Source organism: Halorhodospira sp. M38 (assembly GCF_022227985.1).
In the GTDB taxonomy this organism is placed as follows: Bacteria; Pseudomonadota; Gammaproteobacteria; order Nitrococcales; family Halorhodospiraceae; genus Halorhodospira; species Halorhodospira halophila_A.
This window is the reverse complement of record NZ_JAJNQP010000056.1, coordinates 1-2,919: the sequence shown is the minus strand read 5'-3', so window position 1 is coordinate 2,919 and position 2,919 is coordinate 1. Positions and strand designations below refer to the sequence as shown.

Sequence of the window (2,919 nt, the reverse complement as noted above, 5' to 3'; positions counted from 1 at the left end):
TATAGGGTCTTCGGTATAAGGGTATGTATACCACGCCGGCAAGGTTGGGACGGGGTACCGAGGCCGTGCAACACCTGGATCGGAACACAGAGACCCGGCTCCTGCGCACACTGAGCGACGGGCGCTTCGCCTCCGGGACAGCGCTCGGCGAGGCGCTCGGTATCGGACGGGCCGGCGTGGCACGGGCCGTGGCGCGCCTGCGTCAGGCTGGACTGCGCATCGACGCCGTACGTGGCCGCGGCTACCGCATCCCCGGCGGTTATGACCCGCTCGACGCGGTACGGGCGCGACAGGCCTGGGTGGCCGCGGGCGGCCCCGACCCGTCGCGTTTCGAGTGCCTCTACCGCCCTGCATCCACCAACGAGCACGCCTTGCAGACCGCTGAGCGGGGCACCGGGGTCGTCTTCGCTGAGGGGCAGTGTGCCGGGCGCGGGCGGCTGGGGCGGGCCTGGGTGTCTCCGCTCGGCAACATCTATCTCTCAGTGGTCCACGACTTTGCGACGGTCCCCGAGCCGCCGGCCCCCCTGGCCTTGGGCGTGGCGGTGTCGCTTGCTGAGGGGCTCCGCCCCCTGGGGGTGCCGGTTCAGGTGAAGTGGCCCAACGACCTGCTCGTCGCCGGCCGCAAGATCGGCGGCATTCTCACCGAACTGCGTGGTGACCCTCTGGGCCCCTGTCGGGTGGTGATCGGGGTCGGGCTCAACCGCTATGTGCCGGCGGCCACCGATCACCGGGGGCTGTCGCCCGGCGCACTCACCGACGCGCAGGTGCCGGGCACCGAACGCTCGACACTGGCCGGCTCGGTGGCGGCGTGGGTGGCCGTTGGCGCGCGGCGCTTCGAGCGCGACGGCCTGGCCCCGCTGCTCGTCGGATGGGAGGCAGTGGATGCCCTTGCCGGCCAGACCGTGCACCTAGAGGGCGGCGGACGCACGACCAGCGGCGTGGCCCGGGGGATTGATGAGCACGGTCGGTTGCGCGTGGAGACCGAGCGCGGGCTGGCCTGTTTCGCCAGCGGCGAGGCGCACCTGCACCGGAGCGCATCATGAAGCTGCTCCTCGATCTCGGCAACAGTGCGGTCAAGTGGGCCGCGGTTCCGCCCGCTCCGGCCCCGTGGCGGACCGGACGGCTGGCCTATGCCGAAGCCTCCGGGCCCGAAGGCGTCGTCTCGGCGTTGCGGGATGGCCTTGGCGACGCTGCGGCGCCCACACGCATTTGTGTCGCCAGCGTGCTCTCCCGCGCCTGGCAGCGTGAGCTCGACGCTGCGCTCCAGCGCGCCTGGCCCGTACCGGTCCACCACCTGGCCAGCACGGCGAGTGCGGCCGGCGTCATCAACGCCTACCACCGACCGGAGCAGCTCGGTGTCGACCGCTGGGCCGCGCTCATCGGCGCGCGGGCCAGAAGCCCCGGCGGGGCCTGCATCGTCGATATCGGCACCGCCATCACCGTCGATGGCCTCGACGCCGAGGGGCGACACGTCGGCGGCGCCATCTACCCGGGTCTGCGCCTGCTCCACGAAGCGTTGGCCCGGGGCACTGCCCGGTTGCCCGTTCCCGGCCCGGCGGCCAGCCCGGAGCTGCCGGCGTGCTCAACCGCCGACGGGATCCGCGCCGGTATCGGTGTTGGCACCCCGGCCGCCGTCGCCGCTCTGGCCGAGGCGATTCTGGCCGCCTGCCCGGACGGCTCGAAACGGCTGCTCACCGGCGGCGGCGCCGACGAACTCGCCCCGGCGCTCGGGCCGGGCTGGTGTCACCGGCCCCACTTGGTGCTGGAGGGTCTGCTGCACTGGAGTACCCACGAGGCCCCGCGTTGATGTTCGCTCGCCGCTGGCTGCTGCCGGTTGCGCTGCTGCTGACGCTGCCTGGGCCGGCCCCGGCCTTGGAGCTTGTCCCGCGCGGAGAGAGCGAGGCGGGCTGCTACGCCACGCCGTGGACAGCGGACCGGCAGCGGGCCGTGCAGCTGGTGGCCAGCCTGCGCCAGCGCGGCTACATCGCCGGCAGCGAGGAGGGGGTCCACGAGAAGCAGGTCGGCTACCGGGTGGCCGCACCGCAGCGTTTGCGCCTGGATCGCGCCCGTGAGCGGATCCGGACCGCGGAGGGGGCGGGCTTCAGCGCCGCCCTGGCCCGTGGCGCCGACGGCCGGCCAACCGTCTCCTACGGCACCCACCGGAAGCGCGTCGAGGCCGATCGCCGTGCCGCGGATCTTGCCCGGGTCGGGATCGAGACCACCGTCGAGCCCGTCTACCGCACCCGTACCACGGCCCGCGTGGTCGTGCGCGCCCCCGCATCGCGCCTGTCGGTGGTCCGTTTCGGGACCTTGTGGCGCCCGGTGCATTGCGATGCGCTCCAATGGTGATTACGATGCTCCGGTGATTGGGCTGGCGTAGCTCAGTTGGTAGAGCGGCTGCCTTGTAAGCAGCGGGTCGCAGGTTCGAATCCTGTCGCCAGCTCCAGCGTTGACAGAATCCGGACGGATCTGCATAATTTCGCATCCTGTATCCGGAGGGGTACCCAAGCGGCCAACGGGGGCAGACTGTAAATCTGCTGGCTTAGCCTTCGGAGGTTCGAATCCTCCCCCCTCCACCAGACAGAAAAGCGGCGCCACGCCGGCGGGCGGGCAACGGGTACGAACGACGGCGTTTGGGTTCTGCGGGTGTAGTTCAGTGGTAGAACCTCAGCCTTCCAAGCTGATGACGTGGGTTCGATTCCCATCACCCGCTCCAGGCAGTTGGCCGCCGCAGGCGGCATAGCCAGTTCAGCGGGCCCATATAGCTCAGCAGGTAGAGCACTTCCTTGGTAAGGAAGAGGTCACCGGTTCGAGTCCGGTTATGGGCTCCATTTTTCACGGCGCAACACGCAGACGCCCTGTCAAAACATCAGCGAACACGGGGAGAAGCCGTCCATGTCCAAGGAAAAGTTCGAGCGC

General features: G+C 70.5%; 3 protein-coding genes and 4 tRNA genes. All 7 read left to right on the top strand.

Annotated features, from left to right (window positions below; translation table 11 throughout):
* Window positions 1–23: 23 nt before the first annotated feature.
* The gene (locus LRA98_RS12655; protein WP_238634249.1) at window positions 24–1,043 is read left to right on the top strand and encodes a biotin--[acetyl-CoA-carboxylase] ligase; all 1,020 of its coding nucleotides are present in this window, start codon (window positions 24–26) and stop codon (window positions 1,041–1,043) included.
* Window positions 1,040–1,807, top strand: a complete 768-nt coding sequence (locus LRA98_RS12650; protein WP_238634248.1) for a type III pantothenate kinase — start codon at window positions 1,040–1,042, stop codon at window positions 1,805–1,807. Before LRA98_RS12655 ends, LRA98_RS12650 begins: the two co-directional genes overlap by 4 nt.
* Window positions 1,807–2,349, top strand: coding sequence for a hypothetical protein (locus tag LRA98_RS12645; RefSeq protein WP_238634247.1), 543 nt, complete (start codon window positions 1,807–1,809; stop codon window positions 2,347–2,349). The genes LRA98_RS12650 and LRA98_RS12645 overlap by 1 nt, the downstream gene beginning before the upstream one ends.
* Window positions 2,350–2,370: 21 nt before the next feature.
* Window positions 2,371–2,446 (top strand) — tRNA-Thr (locus LRA98_RS12640).
* A gap of 48 nt (window positions 2,447–2,494) precedes the next feature.
* Window positions 2,495–2,579 (top strand) — tRNA-Tyr (locus LRA98_RS12635).
* Between the two features lie 63 nt (window positions 2,580–2,642).
* Window positions 2,643–2,716 (top strand) — tRNA-Gly (locus tag LRA98_RS12630).
* 39 nt (window positions 2,717–2,755) lie between these two features.
* Window positions 2,756–2,831: transfer RNA gene (locus tag LRA98_RS12625), tRNA-Thr, on the top strand.
* The last annotated feature ends 88 nt before the right edge of the window (window positions 2,832–2,919 follow it).

Bases quoted from the DNA above. Each gene is read 5' to 3' on its own strand.
- LRA98_RS12645 (WP_238634247.1), top strand. From the start codon at position 1,807: ATGTTCGCTCGCCGCTGGCTGCTGCCGGTTGCGCTGCTGCTGACGCTG.
- LRA98_RS12655 (WP_238634249.1), top strand. From the start codon at position 24: ATGTATACCACGCCGGCAAGGTTGGGACGGGGTACCGAGGCCGTGCAA.
- LRA98_RS12650 (WP_238634248.1), top strand. From the start codon at position 1,040: ATGAAGCTGCTCCTCGATCTCGGCAACAGTGCGGTCAAGTGGGCCGCG.